The organism is Blautia acetica, assembly GCF_038739805.1.
Taxonomy (GTDB): domain Bacteria; phylum Bacillota; class Clostridia; order Lachnospirales; family Lachnospiraceae; genus Blautia.
On record NZ_JBBEWO010000003.1, the window covers coordinates 75,538 to 91,614 of the forward strand.

The 16,077-nt window shown below is 46.8% G+C and carries 17 protein-coding genes; 1 reads left to right on the forward strand and 16 read right to left on the reverse strand.

Annotated elements, in window-relative coordinates:
• Positions 1-25 precede the first annotated feature (25 nt).
• Genes WBS51_RS02895 through WBS51_RS02910 form a run of 4 tightly spaced genes read right to left on the reverse strand, consistent with a single transcriptional unit; the run spans position 26 to position 4,183 of the window.
• Positions 26-1,690, reverse strand: a complete 1,665-nt coding sequence (locus tag WBS51_RS02895) for an amino acid ABC transporter ATP-binding/permease protein (protein WP_173747155.1) — start codon at positions 1,688-1,690, stop codon at positions 26-28.
• Positions 1,687-3,438: an ABC transporter ATP-binding protein/permease gene (locus WBS51_RS02900; RefSeq protein WP_173747154.1), complete on the reverse strand. Its 1,752-nt coding sequence runs from the start codon at positions 3,436-3,438 to the stop codon at positions 1,687-1,689. The genes WBS51_RS02895 and WBS51_RS02900 overlap by 4 nt, the downstream gene beginning before the upstream one ends.
• Positions 3,431-3,796: a nitrous oxide-stimulated promoter family protein gene (locus tag WBS51_RS02905; RefSeq protein ID WP_291683397.1), complete on the reverse strand. Its 366-nt coding sequence runs from the start codon at positions 3,794-3,796 to the stop codon at positions 3,431-3,433. The genes WBS51_RS02900 and WBS51_RS02905 overlap by 8 nt, the downstream gene beginning before the upstream one ends.
• A complete protein-coding gene (locus WBS51_RS02910; RefSeq protein WP_294459161.1) occupies positions 3,797-4,183 on the reverse strand; it encodes a YbaN family protein in 387 nt (128 codons plus the stop codon).
• Between the two features lie 303 nt (positions 4,184-4,486).
• Between WBS51_RS02910 and WBS51_RS02915 the strand changes: the two genes are divergently transcribed.
• Positions 4,487-5,212 (forward strand): nitroreductase family protein, encoded by a 726-nt coding sequence (locus WBS51_RS02915; protein ID WP_291683398.1) that lies wholly within the window; start codon positions 4,487-4,489, stop codon positions 5,210-5,212.
• Positions 5,213-5,230: 18 nt separating this feature from the next.
• On the opposite strand, the gene WBS51_RS02920 is transcribed toward WBS51_RS02915, so the two are convergent.
• From WBS51_RS02920 to WBS51_RS02975, 12 genes are all read right to left on the reverse strand, one after another.
• Positions 5,231-6,010, reverse strand: a complete 780-nt coding sequence (locus WBS51_RS02920) for an ABC transporter permease (RefSeq protein WP_173747150.1) — start codon at positions 6,008-6,010, stop codon at positions 5,231-5,233.
• 21 nt (positions 6,011-6,031) lie between these two features.
• A complete protein-coding gene (locus tag WBS51_RS02925) occupies positions 6,032-7,099 on the reverse strand; it encodes a sulfate/molybdate ABC transporter ATP-binding protein (RefSeq protein ID WP_294459164.1) in 1,068 nt (355 codons plus the stop codon).
• 24 nt (positions 7,100-7,123) lie between these two features.
• A complete protein-coding gene (locus WBS51_RS02930) occupies positions 7,124-8,119 on the reverse strand; it encodes an ABC transporter substrate-binding protein (protein ID WP_173747148.1) in 996 nt (331 codons plus the stop codon).
• Between the two features lie 3 nt (positions 8,120-8,122).
• Positions 8,123-9,625 (reverse strand): aryl-sulfate sulfotransferase, encoded by a 1,503-nt coding sequence (locus tag WBS51_RS02935; protein ID WP_294459166.1) that lies wholly within the window; start codon positions 9,623-9,625, stop codon positions 8,123-8,125.
• Between the two features lie 16 nt (positions 9,626-9,641).
• Positions 9,642-9,953: a thioredoxin family protein gene (locus WBS51_RS02940; RefSeq protein ID WP_173747146.1), complete on the reverse strand. Its 312-nt coding sequence runs from the start codon at positions 9,951-9,953 to the stop codon at positions 9,642-9,644.
• A 2-nt stretch (positions 9,954-9,955) separates the two neighbouring features.
• Positions 9,956-10,882 carry an NAD(P)/FAD-dependent oxidoreductase gene (locus tag WBS51_RS02945; RefSeq protein WP_294459170.1) on the reverse strand — a complete coding sequence of 309 codons (927 nt, stop codon included), beginning with the start codon at positions 10,880-10,882 and terminating at the stop codon, positions 9,956-9,958.
• Between the two features lie 214 nt (positions 10,883-11,096).
• A complete protein-coding gene (locus WBS51_RS02950) occupies positions 11,097-12,017 on the reverse strand; it encodes a LysR family transcriptional regulator (RefSeq protein ID WP_173747144.1) in 921 nt (306 codons plus the stop codon).
• Positions 12,014-12,580 (reverse strand): pyridoxal 5'-phosphate synthase glutaminase subunit PdxT, encoded by a 567-nt coding sequence (pdxT, locus tag WBS51_RS02955; RefSeq protein WP_294459174.1) that lies wholly within the window; start codon positions 12,578-12,580, stop codon positions 12,014-12,016. The genes WBS51_RS02950 and pdxT overlap by 4 nt, the downstream gene beginning before the upstream one ends.
• Position 12,581: 1 nt before the next feature.
• Positions 12,582-13,457, reverse strand: a complete 876-nt coding sequence (gene pdxS, locus WBS51_RS02960; RefSeq protein ID WP_173747142.1) for a pyridoxal 5'-phosphate synthase lyase subunit PdxS — start codon at positions 13,455-13,457, stop codon at positions 12,582-12,584.
• Between the two features lie 115 nt (positions 13,458-13,572).
• Positions 13,573-14,397 carry an acyltransferase domain-containing protein gene (locus WBS51_RS02965; protein WP_173747141.1) on the reverse strand — a complete coding sequence of 275 codons (825 nt, stop codon included), beginning with the start codon at positions 14,395-14,397 and terminating at the stop codon, positions 13,573-13,575.
• An 81-nt stretch (positions 14,398-14,478) separates the two neighbouring features.
• Positions 14,479-14,874 carry a MerR family transcriptional regulator gene (locus WBS51_RS02970; protein ID WP_173747140.1) on the reverse strand — a complete coding sequence of 132 codons (396 nt, stop codon included), beginning with the start codon at positions 14,872-14,874 and terminating at the stop codon, positions 14,479-14,481.
• Positions 14,875-14,890: 16 nt separating this feature from the next.
• On the reverse strand, positions 14,891-16,030 hold the full coding sequence (locus WBS51_RS02975) for an aldo/keto reductase (protein ID WP_294459176.1): 1,140 nt from the start codon (positions 16,028-16,030) through the stop codon (positions 14,891-14,893).
• Between the last annotated feature and the right edge of the window lie 47 nt (positions 16,031-16,077).

The window sequence follows — 16,077 nt, forward strand, 5'->3', positions numbered from 1 at the left end:
CATGAAACAGCCTCTTTTCTTTCTGTCAGGATAATCTTCCATTTTCCATTTTATATACTTTATCTGCAATATTCATGGTGGACTGCCGGTGGGACACCAACACTACTGTCTTTTCCCTGCATTCCTCCTGCAGCGCTTTCAGGATAATCCCTTCATTTAAGGAATCCAGATTGCTGGTGGGTTCGTCCAACATCAAAAACGGCGCATTATGCAGGAAAGCTCTGGCGATTCCGATACGCTGCCGTTCTCCTCCTGAAAGGGTATCTCCCAATTCGCCTACCGGGGTGTCATATCCCTTTGGCAGACTTTCAATAAAACTGTGCAAAGAAGCCTTTTTTGCTGCTTTTATCACTTCTTCTCTGGTGGCGTCAGGTTTTGCCACCTTGATATTGTTTTCCACGGAATCGTGAAACAGGTAGGTTTCCTGAGTCACATAGGACTCCATTTCTCTCAGGTTTGCCGTATTGATTTCCTTTACATTTTTCCCGGAAATCAGCACCTGCCCCTGCTGCACATCCCAAAAACGCATAAACAGCTTCAAAAGCGTGGATTTTCCGGAGCCGCTTTTTCCGTGGATTCCGGTAATTCGGCCTTTCTCCAGTGCGATGCTGTAATCCTTTAATATGACCTCCTCCTCATAGGCAAAAGTCACATGTTCACACTGCGCCCGCCCAAAGGCCACCTCTTTTCTCCCTGTCACCTCTTCTACCTGCGGGGTTTCTTCTAAAATAGAAAGCACCCGCTCTCCGCTTGCCAGAGTCTGATTCAGATTGTTGGACAGATTGGCCAGAGCCACTACAGGCCCAAAGGAACCCATCATGGAAATCGTGCAGAGAATCACCGCTTCTTTATCCATGCTTCCCTGCGTGTATAAAAATACGGTGAAAAACAGCATGCCAAAGGAGCTTAAAAGAATCAGCAGATTGGTAAGCGCCCGTGTATTGCCCTCCATACGGCTGAGTTTTTTCTGCAGAGTTCCCAGTTCTATGGACTTTTCTGCCATGCCTTTTCGCCGCTCTTCTTCCTGTCCATACTGTATGGTTTCCTCCAATCCCCGCAGAGAATCCAGCACATAGCTGTTTAAATCCCCCAGCTTTGTCCGAAACTCCATTCCGGTCTGCGCTCCTTTTCTTCCATTCCAGAGGGGGACTCCCACTCCTACCAGAAGATAGGAAACCAGCGCCCAGATTCCCGCATACACATGGTAATGTCCAATGAACAGCACCATAATCAGAGAAGTCAGAAAGCCGATGGCAATGGGGGAAATGGTATGGGCATAAAAGACTTCCAGAAGTTCAATATCATTTGTGATAATGGAAATCAGATTGCCCTTGTCTTTTCCTTCCAGTTTTGCAGGACACAGCTTTCTAAGGGCCGCAAAAACCTTATGGCGGATAATAGCCAGCAATTTAAAAGCAATATAATGATTGCAGGCCTGCTCTGCATAGTGCAGAATTCCTCTTAAGACTGCGAATACGGCCATAAGTCCAAACAGTTTTCCCACAGAAAGACCTGCCAGGCTTTTTTCCATAATTCCGTATACCAGTCCGCTGCCCGCTAAAATGCTGAGGAAAATGGCGCACAGAAACCCTGCCACGCCCAGTAAAATGGCTGCTGTCATCACATGGAGCAGAGGAACTACCAGTCCAATCAACTGTCCCATGACCTTGATTCCGCTTCTTCTTTTCATGCTGTTTTCCCCCTTTCTTCTTTCGGCAGTCCGTATTTTTCCAGATTTCTCTGGGTCTGATACATGTTTTCGTAAACACCCTGTTTTTCCATCAGTTCTGAGTGCTTTCCTTTTTCTGCAATTTTCCCGTCTTTTAAGACATAAATCCTATCTGATTTTTTTACATTGGCCAGTCTGTGGGAAATCAGCAGTACCGTCCTTGTCTCTGCCAGTTCCCGGATGACTTCCATAATAATTTCTTCGCTCTCCACATCAATGTTGGAGGCCGCCTCATCAAAGATATACACCGGGGTCTCATGAAGCAGCGCTCTGGCTATGCACAGACGCTGGCACTGTCCTCCGGAAAAATTGCTGCCCTTTTCCAACAGCAAAGTTTCAAGCCCTTCCTGCTGCTGCAGGAAATCCCACAGATTCACTTTTCGCAGCACCTCTTCCATCTGCGCTTTGCCGGCTTTCGGATTCCCCATACGAAGGTTTTCTTCCACGGTTCCTTTAAACAGATAACTGTTGTGCCGTACCATGGTGATGTGTTCCATCAGGCTTTTTTCACTGATATCAGCCAGCGCCTTTCCTCCCATATAAATGTTCCCCCGGTAGTTTCTGTTTCTGCCCATTACCAAAGAGGCAATGGTACTTTTCCCGGAACCGGATTCTCCTACCAGGGATACAAAACTGCCTCCGGAAATCTGCAGACTGATGCCATCCAGAATTTTCCTCTCCTTTTCATACGCAAATTCCACATTTTCAAAGGAAATATCCAGGGAGCCTTCCGGCAGTTCTTCCCTGCCTGCTTCTCCCTCCGTCATATCTAACAGACGGAAAATTTTGTCGCTGGCTGCCATTCCGTTCATAGCAATGTGGAAAAAAGAGCCCAGCAGACGAAGAGGAATAAAAAATTCCGAAGCCAGAAGGATGATAGTAAAGGCTCCTGCAAATCCCAGATTTCCCGCCAGATATTCCCTCACAGTTACAATCATCCCCACCGCTGCACCGCCGTAGGCCACCAAATCCATAACGCTGATGGAATTCAACTGCATCGTCAGCACCTTCATGGTAATCCGGCGGAACTGCTCTGCCTCTTTATCCATTTCCTCTGCCTTTTTTTCATCAGACTGATAGATTTTCAGAGTGGTTAAGCCCTGGAGATTTTCTAAAAAGCTGTCTCCCAGTTCTGTATAGCTTCCCCAGTATTTATTCAGCAGTTTTTTGGCAAATTTCTGCACTGCCACAATAGAAACCGGAATCAGGGGAACGCAGACAAGCAGGATAACACTGGCCTTCAGATTTATAAAGGACAGCACGGCAAATAAGGTTAAGGGAGCCAGAAGGCTGTAGAAAAACTGGGGAAGATACCTTCCGAAATACGTTTCCAGCTGCTCCACACCCTCAGCGGAAAGCTGCACCACCTCTGAAGTAGAAATTTTTTCCCTGTAAGAGCTTCCCAGCCGTGTCAGTTTATCGTATATCTTTTCTCTTAAAATCCTCTTTACATCCACGCTTGCCATAAAGGATGCTTCCGCAGACTTCTTTTCGCAGAAAAAGCGCACCAGAATGGAACAGACACAGACCAGAGCTGTTCCTGCCAAAAGCCGGGTGCTGACCTCTCCTTGTACCAGATTTTCCAGTAAAATGCCCATGGCTGAAACTGCCAGAATCTGAAACAGCAGTCCGCACCACTGCCAGAAGACATTCTGGAAAATATACTTTCTGGAATCTTCCAGCAAATGAACCAGTCGTTTTTTAATCATTTTTCATTTTCCTCTTTTCTCTCAATGTACAAATCACATGCCAGATAGCCGCCTTAGGCGCATACAAAAGCATCCGTGGGCCGGAAAAGACCATCACCTGGCGAATACGCTCACGCATTTCTTTTTTATAGCAATGCACTCTGCAGTTGCTGCAAAAGGTCTTTTCTTCCATAAATGGGCATTTTCTGATTTTCCATTCCGCATAATCCAGCAATTCCCTGCACTGGGGGCAAAGCCCCCGCTCCTTAAATGCTTTCCTGCCATGTTTGCTTTTGCAGTAAAGAACCATCATTTTTCCAACCATTTCCTGCTCCTTCTGCCTTTTGGATTCTATCTGTGCGCTGTCTTTCCTCTCCATTTATACCTCCCCGGCCGCGGCTGTACGGATTCCCTTGGTGAAATAAATCATATGAAACAGCCAGACAAGGGTCAGAATGACACGTCCCACAGGCACACTGTCCATAAACCAGAAACCAATTCCCATAAACAGGGTCATGGACAGCATAACTGTAATTTTTGCCCTTCTGGTCATGGTTTTCTTCTCCATCAAGGGCTCCAAATGCTTCCGGTAAAGCCCGGTGGAACGGAACCAGTTTTCCATTTTGGCAGAGCTTTTGGCAAAACCAAACAATGCCAGAAGCAGGAAGGGAAACGTAGGCAGGATAGGCAGCACTACGCCAACTGCACCGATTCCCATACTGATACACCCCAAAAGCAGCCAGAAAATTCTCTTTATGTTCTTCATAAAACCTCCGTACACGTTTTTTTATCCTCTGCGTGGTTAGCTTTGTCTTACCGTCTTCAAAAGAAAGGGCCGCCACATCAAAATTGCGGCAGCCTTTTTTAACAGACGGCGCTTCCCGCCATAAATCCCTGCAGAAGTTAGTTTTCATTAACTTTTATATCATACCAGACTATTTTTGTCAACGAATTTTACATAGGAATTTCTGTCTCTCTCTTTACGCTGTCACTTCTGTGTGGTAGACTGAATTTATTTATCCGGCAATTTTTTCTGAAATATCCGGACATATAAGGAGGATTTGAACGTATGAATACGATTCTGGAAAGTTTACACAGCCGCAAATCAGTCCGCGTCTTTACCGACCGGGAAATTTCCCCAAAAGAGAAGCAGCAGATTCTCACTGCTGCCACCCAGGCCCCCACAGCGGGGAACCAACAAATGTACACCATTCTGGATATCACAGACCAGCGGCTGAAAGAGATTCTTGCCGAAACCTGCGACCACCAGCCTTTTATTGCCAAAGCCAAAATGGTGCTGATTTTCTGCGCAGATTATCAAAAATGGTATGATGCCTTTTCGTTCTTTGGCTGTTCTCCCAGAAAGCCTGCTGCAGGAGAATTTCTGCTGGCCGTTCAGGATGCCGCCATTGCGGCACAAAATGCAGTGACTGCTGCCGAAAGTCTGGGAATTGGCTCCTGTTACATCGGAGATATTATGGAACACTACGAAAAGCACCGGGAACTTCTAAATCTGCCGCCTTATGTTTTTCCTGCAATTATGGTGGTCTTCGGTTACCCCACACAGCAGCAGGCAGACCGCCAAAAGCCCAAAAGAGCGCCGCTGGATTTCATTGTACAGGAAAACCGTTATCACAGAGCAGACGAAACAACACTGAAAGCCTGTCTGAATACAGCCACCGGCACACTTTCCTTTGAAGAATGGATACAGCGTTTCTGCAAACGAAAATACCATTCTGACTTTTCAAATGAAATGAGCCGTTCTATTGAAGAAGCGCTGAAAAATTTCAGATAATCAGAAAAGAATGGATTTTCAGCGCACCCCGAACCTGGATAAAAACCGCTTTCCCAATATACGGAGCAGTTTATCCGCAGCCAATCCCATGAGCCCCAGGGTGAAAATCCCCGTAAAAATCCAATCTGTGCGGTAATACAAACGGGATGTATAAATCAAATAGCCCACCCCTTCCGAAGCTGCCAGCATTTCTGCTGCTGCAATACAGATAATAGCGCTTCCCAGTCCCAGACGGATACCGGTAAAAATATGGGGCACTGCCGAAGGGAGAATGACGGTAAAAAAGGTTTTGGCCCGTCTTGCTCCCAGGGACTCGGCAGCTTCCAGCAATGCGGTATCCACGGACCGTACCCCGGCTATGGTGTTGACCATTACAGGAAAAATAACCGCATAAAATATCAGCGCTACCTTAGAAGTCTCTCCCACTCCGAACCACAGCAGAAACAGGGTGATAAAACCAATGGCAGGAACAAACCGGAAGAAATTTAAAAAAGGTTCAAAAATTCTGCCTGCCCAGGGAAAGCAGCCCACGCACAATCCCACAGGAACAGCAAATACCACGCCTAAAACCCAGCCCTTCAGTACACGTCCCAGACTCACCCAGACATCCCCGGCCAGTGTACCGTCTGAAATCAGAGAAAAAGCTCCTTTCCAGGTCTCCAGGGGACCTGGCAGAAATTCCGGGGGATAAAAAAGCGAACCTGCTTTCCAAATGGCAAGAAGCAGCACCCATGTCAGCACACCGCTTCCCAGTATCTTCGCAGCCACTCCTTTTGCTGCATTTTTTTTCTTCTGCATACAGATTCCTCCTTAAATTCCTTAAATATAGTACATATCTCTGCTGTCCAGAGCAGCGTTTACCAGCGTATAGGCTGTCTGTTGGTCAAATACATAAAGACGGGATACCATGACCTGAACCAAATCTCCCTTTTTGATGATTCCTTCGTCTATGGGCTTTCTTGCCTTTAATGTCAGATTGCCCACGCGAATGGAGAGTTCCACAGAGGTTCCTCCAAAGGCTGCGTCTTCCACCCTTCCTTCCTGGTATACACTGGGATAAGGCGGATTTTCGCCTCTTGGAATGACCTTTACAAATTCCGGACGAATGGCCGCATTGGGAGCATTTTCGTAAGGGGAAAAGCCTTTCAGCTTTGCATACTGAAACTCCGTTAAAAGCACGGATTCTCCGATAAACTGTGCTACAAACGGCGTCTGCGGGTTTCTGTAAATCTCCATGGGAGTCCCCATCTGCTCCACTCTTCCCGCATTGGTGACAAGGATTTCATCTGCCACCTCCACAGCCTCGTCCTGGTCATGGGTTACAAAAATACTGGTAATGCCTACCTTTTCCACCATTTCTTTCAACCAGCGGCGCAGCTCCTTGCGTACCTTGGCGTCAATGGCTGCAAAGGGTTCGTCCAAAAGCAGCACCTGTGGGTCTACGGCCAGAGCCCTGGCAAAAGCCACCCTCTGTCTTTGACCGCCGGAAAGCTGATTGGGATAGCGGTCTTCCAGTCCCGGCAGTCCTACAAGCTCCAACAGTTCCTTTACTTTCGTTTTGATTTCCTTTTTCCCTTTTTTGCGAATCTTCATGCCGTAAGCAATGTTATCGTATACTGTATAATAAGGAAACAATGCATAATTTTGAAACACAAAGCTGATTTCTCTTTCCTGTACGGAAAGGTCATTGACAACCCTCCCGTTAATAGAAATGTTGCCGCTATCCTGCCTCTCCAATCCGGCAAGCATACGCAGAAGCGTTGTTTTGCCGCTTCCGCTGGGTCCCAGAAGGGCCACCAGCTTTCCTTTTTCGATTCCAAAGGACACGTCATCAGAGGCTTTGAAATCTCCAAAGTTTTTATGAACATGCTCAAATGTAATATACATACCTGTTTCCTCCCATTGCTTTTCTTATTCTTCCGCTGCTTCGGCGTCAGGCAGCGCTGCCCGAAGGGGCTCTAAATCTGTAAAATCTGACAGTTCATAGTCGTCAAAATCCCCCTTTGCAACTGCCCAGGCTTTGATGTCCTCCAAATGTTTTTTGGTTTCTTCAGAATAGTCTATGGTCAGATTGGTATCCTGAAGTTCTGACAGAAACTGTTCCTTTGATGTTCCCAGCTTTTCCGAAACCACTTCCGCCGCTTCCTCCTCATGGGAATATATCCAGTCAACTGTTTCTTTAGAAGCCTTCAGATAGTTTTCCGCCACATCCTCATGCTCTTTGATAAAAGAAGCCGTGGTAATATAATAGGAATCCACTGTAAGGCCCAAATCCTTCAGCGTCAGAAGTTTTTCAAGTCCGCCTTCCTCCAGCTTTGCCGCATTCGCGCCGCTTGCCCAGAAGGCCGCTGCCTTTCCTGTTGTCATCAAAGCCACCGCCGAAGCTGCACTGTCCACTTTGACCAGTTTTTGTTCTGTTTCCCCTATGCCTGCTTTTTCATAAGTTTTCGCATTCCAGAAGTCCCATACCGTTCCCGGCTGTGTGGCAAAAGGCTGTCCTGCCAGGTCTTCCAGGCTTTTTACCTTACTGCCGTCTACGTAAAGGGCGCCCCCGGTTCCGGAACCGATGCGGCTGAGAATAAGAAGATTTTTATCCTGTGTACTTCCCATGCGGTTTACCAGCGCGTAGTCTGCCAGATTTCCCACATCTGCCTGTCCGGTTACAACGGCATCCACCGTATTAATACCTGCTGCAAATTCTGATGTTTCCAGTTTTATCCCATACTTTTGAAAAATACCTTCTTCCTCTCCCACAGCTGCAATCCAGTGCTGCGCACCGTTTGTCATCACAGCGGCGCGGACTGTGGTCAGTCCGCTTCCGGAAACCTTTTGCTCTGTGCCACCGCAGCCTGAAAGAGCCAGTACTGCTGCTCCTGTCAAAATAAAAACCAATGCTTTCTTCTTCATACCCTACTCCTTCTTTTTCGTCAAATCACTCTTTTTAATAGAAGCTACGCAAAAATCAATTCTCTCATCCTCGTCTTCCTCATCCTTACTGCCTGTTTTCGGATTTTTATTAGGGTCTACGCCTTCCACAATGGTTACTTTCCCATTATCTTTTCCCACAGGTGAACCCGGCACCCGGAAAGTCTCCACATCCAGAGGCAGAATAGACGTTTCCTCCGGTTTTTCCAACTGGGGAATCCACTCATAAGGCACTCGGTAAGCACGGTAAACCATATTGTTGGTAAAATTTCCTGCCAGCTTATTGAAATAAGGATTGATATATTCCCATACAATTTCATGTTCCGGAGTAACTTCCAGGATTCGTCCGTCCGAGCCTTCTGTAATCAATGTATTTCCGTTTGGCAGTCTCTGTGCGGAGCTGATATAGGAGCTGTAAAACTTGGAAGCATCGGTAAACAGCAGAAATCCCGCTTCCAAAGGCGTATACTGCCAGGTAATCTCCAGTGTGACCGGATTGAACTGCAACACACGGGAATAATCTCTTCTGGCATGATTCACACCGGTTACCGCACCGGGATTTGGATTTCCGTAACCGCCTTCCCCGCCGTTGTCAAACACCAGCAAGTCTCCTTCTCCCGGAAGACCTTTTGGTATCATGTGCAGATGGTGCTGCCCGATAATCCAGCCCAGTTTTCTGGTTGCTTCGCTTTCGTTAAAATCCGGTCCCAGTCTCCAGACAACCTCTCCTGTCGCCTTGCTGATAATTCCAAGAATATTGGCATTTCTGGCATCAAAAATAATATTGTCCGGATGAAAGCGTTCATCTCCCGCGTCGTACCATTTATTTTCTCCCAGCGTTGACATACTGTTGAAGTGCAGCCAGTCACCTCCTGCTTCTTCATGAAGCCCCGGATTGCGGAACAAAACGTTTTTGGCGGCTTCGTCAAAGCCCATTTCTTCAAAATGGTCGCTGGCTCTCCAGCTCCACAGAATATTCCCTTCCCAGTCCACTTCAATAATCTTGTCGTCAATGAGTCTTTTATCTGAAATCTCGTGGTTGTATACGTTTTCATGGGTCAAAATAAGGGTGTTCCCGCCGTCTGTCCTGGGCTCTCCACCAGGATAATAATAGCCCACAGAGGAACCTTCTCTCTGATAGTCGTGATGCTGTCTTGCCTGATATTCCGGTTCTTCCATGCCTGGGTCTGCAATCAGCTCCGTGTTGCGGAATTTCCACACAATTTTGCCCTCCCAGTCCACCTGTACCAAATCTATCTGGTCCTGATAAGCATATTTTCCGGAACGTGTTCCTGTGGTTCCCATAACATATCCTCCGGGAAGAATCTTATTTGGGAAGCCCCCAAGACCTGCCCAGCGTTGTACTTCATTGCCGTTCATATTAAGCAGCAAAGCGCCTCTTCCGGAAGGGAAGATTGTATACCCGTTCCATGCTTTTTCTTTATCGTATAAAATTGTCCCTGTAGGGAACACACTTGGATAACCCATCTTTATCTACCTCCGTTTACTCACTCAATTTTTTGATTGCTTCATTTATGATTAATTTATGTGTAAAACCTGTTTTTTTGTCTTTCACCGCTCCATTCCGGAAAAACAAAAGGGTTGGCAGTACCTGTATATCCCACCGGGAGGCCAGTTCCGGCTCCGCCGTAATGTCCACTTTTCCGAAAAATGTCTGTACTCCTTCCGTCTCCAGTTCTTCTATCCCTGTCTCTGTCCTTTTACAATGAGCGCAGGTAGGGGAGTAAAAAAGAACCACGGTTTCTTCCCCGGATTGGATTTTCTCTTCAAATGTCTTCAGATTTAATTCCTGCATGTTTATACCTCTTTCTCTGTTGTTCGTCTCAAATCTTCTGCCGCCAGAACGGCTGCATTGGCTCCGTCTGCCGCTGCCGTAATCACCTGGCGCAGGCTTTTTGTCCGCACATCTCCGGCTCCGTAAAATCCTTTCAAAGCTGTTCTCCCTGTTTCGTCTGCCTGTATGTACCCGTTCTCGTCTGTCACGGCAAGCTCCCTCAGAATCTCTGTGCGTGGTATCTGGCCGATTTCTACAAAAATACCGTCCACCGGAAGCCGTCTGTTATCCTGCGTCCATATGGCCTCTGCCTTGTGGGTTCCCTCTATTTTGCTGACCACGGTATTTCTGAGAATTTCTATGTTTTCTTCTGCTTCTGCCTGAAGGAGGGAGGACTTAGCAGCCCGGAAGTCTTCTCTTCGGTGAATGAGCAGCACCTTTTTACAGATTCCCGCCAGATACAGAGCTGCGTCTACGGCACTGTCTCCGCCGCCAATGACTGCTGCCACCCGGTCTTTATAAAAAGCTCCGTCACACCATGCACAGACGTGAACTCCTTTTCCGAAAAACTGCTGTTCTCCCGGTATGCGCAGCTGCCTGTGTACCGTACCGGCTGCATAGATTATGGCTCTGGCTTCCAGAACTCTTCCATCCTCCAGGCGGCATTTCCACTTACCTTCCTCACGCCAAAGCTTTCCGGCTTCTCCTTCTGTAAAAGAAACCCCACACTTTTCGGCGTGTCCCCGAAACTGCTCTCCCAGTTCGTATCCCCCAATTCCCGGAAGCCCCGGGTAATTGTCCACCCGGCCACTGTCTGCAATCTGTCCGGTTCCTCTGTATTCCTTCTCCACTATCTGCACGGTCAGATTGGCTCTTCTGGCATAAATTCCTGCCGTCAGTCCTGCCGGTCCGCTGCCGATAATAAGCAAATCCGGTATTTTTTCTCCCATCTGCTGTCCACCTTTCTTTATCCTAGTTTTCATAGTAACTTACTATGAAATATGATATTTGAAAGGATACCACAGAAAAACCCATTCGTCAAATAGAAAATATACATTATGCGTAATAGTTTCTATTTATAGGCAAAAAAAGACAGTTCCACCTCTGTCCTGAGGTTTGGAACTGTCCTTTTTTGTAAGATTCTTTTTTTGTATGTATTCTGTATTATTCTATATTCAAATATTTCTTAATGGCTTCTATATACGTTTCCCCCATTTCACTGAGCACCATGTTTTTTCTTGTAATATAGCCGATTTCCATAACACTGTCCTGGTCTTCTTCGTCCCCTTCAAAGGGAACAGCCACATAATCACTGCCATTTAATTCTTCGCAGATAATCCCGGAGCAGAGGGTGTAACCGTTGAGCCCCACCATGAGATTCAGCATGGTAGCCCGGTCATTGGCTTTGATAATTTGGGCATATTCATTGGTAGAAAGAATTTCTTCCGCAAAATAGAAGGAACTGTTTTCTCCCTGTTCAAAAGACAGACAGGGATAGCCGCTGAGCTGCTCAAACCTTATGGAGGTTTCCTTTGCCAGAGGATGCTGTTTCCACAGGTATACATAAGCCCCGCAGGAAATCAGAGGATGAAATTCCAGGCTTGCGGTTTTCATCATTTTTTCCATAGCTTTCCGGTTAAAGTCAGAAAGATAGAGGACGCCGATTTCGCTTCGCAAGGTGCTGACGTCACTGAGCACCTTTCTGGTCTCAGTTTCCCGGATTGCAAACTCGTATTTCGACATATCAAATTCTTTTGCCATATCCACAAATGCTTTCACCGCAAAGGAATAATGTTGGGTAGAAACTCCGAATTTTTTTCGGTAGCTTCCGTTTTTGCTATATTTCTGTACCACCGCTTCATATTGATCATAAATTTCTTTTGCGTGAAGCAAAAATTCCGCACCGTCATTGGTCAGCGCCACGCCTTTGCCGCCCCGGTAGAGAAGCACCAGTCCCAGTTCCTTTTCCAGTTCCTTCATGGCATTGGTCAGCGAAGGCTGTGAAACGTATAAAAGCTCTGCCGCTTTGTTCAATGATTTTGTTTCCGCTATGGTAATCAGATAATGCAACTGTGTCAGTGTCATTTTCTGCACTCCTTTAAAAATAGTTCATGAATCCTGTTATCTGTATCCAGTTCGGGATGAAAGGCCAGCCCATACTGTCTGCCGTACCGGACCGCCACGATTTTTCCCTCTGCCCGGGCGAGAATCTCTACAGCCGGGTCTGCTTTTTCCACATAGGGAGCACGAATGAAGGTCATAGGCACTGTGCCGATTCCTTTCATTTCCTGTATTGTGTGAAAGCTGCCAAGCTGTCTGCCATATGCATTTCGCTTTACCGTTACGGGAAGGGTACCGAAATATACATGAGGGTCGTTTACACACGCTTCGGCCAGCAGAATCAGCCCCGCGCAGGTGGCAAGCACAGGTATTCCCCGGATAATCCGCTCTTTCAGGCCCTCAAAGATATCCAGTTCCCGCAGAAGTTTTCCCTGTACTGTGCTTTCCCCGCCCGGCAGAACCAGACCGTCAAAGGCTTCCTGCAAGTTACCTTTCTGACGAATTTCCACGCATTGTGCGCCAAGGGCTTCCAGCTTTTTTCGGTGTTCCAGAAACGCGCCCTGCACTGCAAGTATTCCGATTTTCATCCTATTTTCCCCTCTCTGCCATAAGAAGCTGTATTTCCTGCTCATTGATTCCCACCATGGCTTCCCCTAAATCCTCTGACAGTTCTGCCAGCAGTTTGCTGTCCTGATAATTGGTCACTGCTTTTACAATGGCTGCCGCGCGTTTCTTCGGATTCCCGGATTTAAAAATACCGGAGCCTACAAAGACTCCCTCTGCACCCAGCTGCATCATCAGAGCCGCGTCCGCCGGAGTGGCTACGCCGCCTGCAGCAAAGTTTACGACCGGAAGACGTCTGTGCTCATGTACATAAGCGACCAGTTCGTAGGGTACCCGCAGATTCTTGGCCTCTTCAAAGAGTTCCGCTTCCTTCATAGCCCCAATTTTTGCAATCTCCTGGTTCATTTTCCGCATATGGCGCACGGCCTGCACTACATCTCCCGTTCCCGGTTCTCCTTTTGTTCGAATCATAGAAGCGCCCTCCTGAATTCTCCGAAGGGCTTCGCCCAAATCTTTTGCACCGCAGACAAAGGGTACCTGAAATTTCCGTTTGTCAATGTGGTAGACATCGTCTGCCGGAGAGAGGACTTCACTCTCATCTATGTAATCAATTTCAATGGCTTCCAGTATCTGTGCTTCCGCGAAATGACCGATTCTGCATTTCGCCATAACCGGAATGGACACCGCTTCCTGAATACCCTTTATCATTTTCGGGTCACTCATTCTGGCCACGCCGCCTGCAGCCCGTATATCAGCCGGAATCCTCTCCAGGGCCATAACAGCGCAGGCTCCCGCTTCTTCTGCAATCTTTGCCTGTTCCGGAGTGGTGACGTCCATAATTACTCCGCCTTTTAACATCTGTGCCAACTGCTTATTTAATGCATATCTCTCATTTACCATTTCCAATCTCTCCCTTTCTTTTGTGATTGATATGCATCTTAAACCAAAACTGTCCTTGTTAAAATAACCAGTTTATTTATTTTTAAGCAGTCCAGTTTTCTTTTTCTCCTGTTTTCTATGCTTTCAGGTATCCAAAAGCTTCTCCTACTTTTCCCCCGTCCAAAAGATAGGCTTTCATTTTTCTCTGCAAAGAAGTATCTTCCGGCAGTTCCTCCAGGGAATTCCCCCTTTTCTGGAAAACCCATTCCAGCACTGCATCTGATTCCCAATGCACTTTATCCACTTCAAAAAGCGCCTGAAAGTTTAAAATTCGGGAATTCGGAGGCAGTAAATCCTTTAAAGCAGGACTTAAAAGCCAGGATTCACAGGTATACGGCGCCTGTCTGTAATTTGGATAGTACCTTTCAAAAAATTCCCGGGTCTGGTGTAAAGATTCCTGTACTTTCTCACTGCTGATGTCCGCATCCGAGGGAATATGTACCGCAATGGTCTTTTTTTCCTTCTGTGTGCACATCTCATACTCCAGTTCTCCCAAGCGGAACAACTGCAGAGAAAGCTGTCTGCCTGTCCAGAAATCCCGGTCAAATCCATAACAGCCATAGCTGACCTGATGTTCCTGTACAAAGCGCCAAAAGCACTTCATAGTTTCTGCAAAAATTTCTTCTGAAATTCCCAGATTTTCATATTTTTCATAGGTATACCCACAGGCTGTCAGCATGCAGAGCAACATGTTCATGCCTTTCTTATCTGTCTGCAGCAAGTTCTTCAAACCTTTTCTTGCATCCTCCCAGCAAAAGGGGTCTGTGAGATTTTTCAATATCTGCTGCAGGTTTCCGTCCTTTGACAGGTTTCCCCTTGCCTGCTTTTCTGTTTCTTCTAATTCCTGTAAGGCTTCCCCGGAAAAGCCTGTAAGTTCTGCGATTTCTCTCCATGTTTTCATGTTGTTTTTCCCCCTTTTTACTGGTATTTTCTGCATTATACCATGTAAAAAATACTTTGCAAAGACAGAAAAGAGGCCTTCTCAGCCTCTCTCCTTCTCTATCTTTCTTAAATTTTCCTCTGCCGCACAGACAGTCTCTTCATAATGCTGAATTTTTTTATCCAACAGATGCAAAGATTCCTGCATCTCTTCCAGACGCATACGCAACTGCTCTCTCTGCTCCTCTAAAATGGCTTTTCTGGCACGGGCCGTTTCTTCGCCCTGCTGGTAAAGCGCCACATACTCAATCAGTGCTTCGATTTGCACTCCGGCCTTCCGCATACACTTCATAAGCTGTATCCAGCCGCAGGAGGCTTCGTCATAGTCGCGAATTCCGCTTTTGGTTCTGGGAACCGGAGGAATCAGACCGATTCTCTCATAATACCGCAGGGTATCCGCTGAAATATCGTATTTTTTACTGGCTTCCGCAATGGTCATACACTTCCATCCTTTCTTAAAGTCCTGCAGGCTGCTTCAGTTTCTCGGCAAAATCTTTCATGGCATGAGAAATCTGCAGCATCTGAGGACAAACTGCCTCACAGCTTTTACAGCCGATACAGGCCGCCGGACGCTTCTCTTCTTCCAGGGCATCCGCCGCCATCTGGACAATGATGTTATTGGCAAAACGCATTTCATTATACATGGAAAGCAAGGTAGGAATGTCCAGTCCTTTGGGGCAGTGCGTTACACAATAACGACAGGCTGTACAGGGGAGCGTGTCCAGCATACTGTCTGTCACCTCTGCCAGCACCTTCTGTTCCCCTTCACTTAAAGGTTTATCCTCCTCATAAGTGTAGATATTTTTCTCCATCTGCTCCATGTTCGACATTCCGGATAAAACCACAGTCACACCAGGTACGCTCTGAAGGAAGCGGAAAGCCCATGCCGGAATTTCTTCCTCCGGACGAAGCATTTTCAGCTTTTCTGTATTTTCCTCTGAAAGCTGTGCCAGACGTCCTCCTCTTAAAGGTTCCATGACCCAGACAGGCATATGATACGCATTTAAAAGCTCTACCTTGGCTTTTGCGTCCTGCAGTTTCCAGTCCAGATAGTTTAACTGAATCTGGCAGAATTCCATATGCTCTCCGCAGGCTTTCAGAAAGTGCTCCAGTGTCTCATATCTGGCATGTGCCGAAAAGCCCAGATGACGGATTCTGCCTGCTTTCTTCTGCTGCAGCAGATATTCCAGAATCCCATATTCAGGATTCAGATAGGCATCTATGTTTTTCTCATACACATTGTGCAAAAGGTAAAAATCAAAATACTCCACGCCGCATTTTTTCAGCTGCTCTTCAAAAATTTCCTCCACCTTGTTCATATTGGACAAATCATAGCCCGGAAATTTACTGGCCAGACAGTAGCTGTCTCTTGGATATTTGCGCAGCAGTTTTCCCATAACCACTTCTGACTGTCCATTGTGATAACCGTAAGCCGTATCAAAATAATTCACACCGTTCTCTATAGCGCGGGCAATCATTCCCGCAGTTCTTTCTTCGTCAATGGCTGCATCCGGCTGGTCTCCCAGTGTGGGCAGGCGCATAGCGCCAAACCCCAGGGAAGAAAGTTTTAAGTCCTGAAATTCTTTATATATCATCTCTTTTGTCCTCCTGTCTGCTCTTCTTAGGACAGCATACTCCTTGA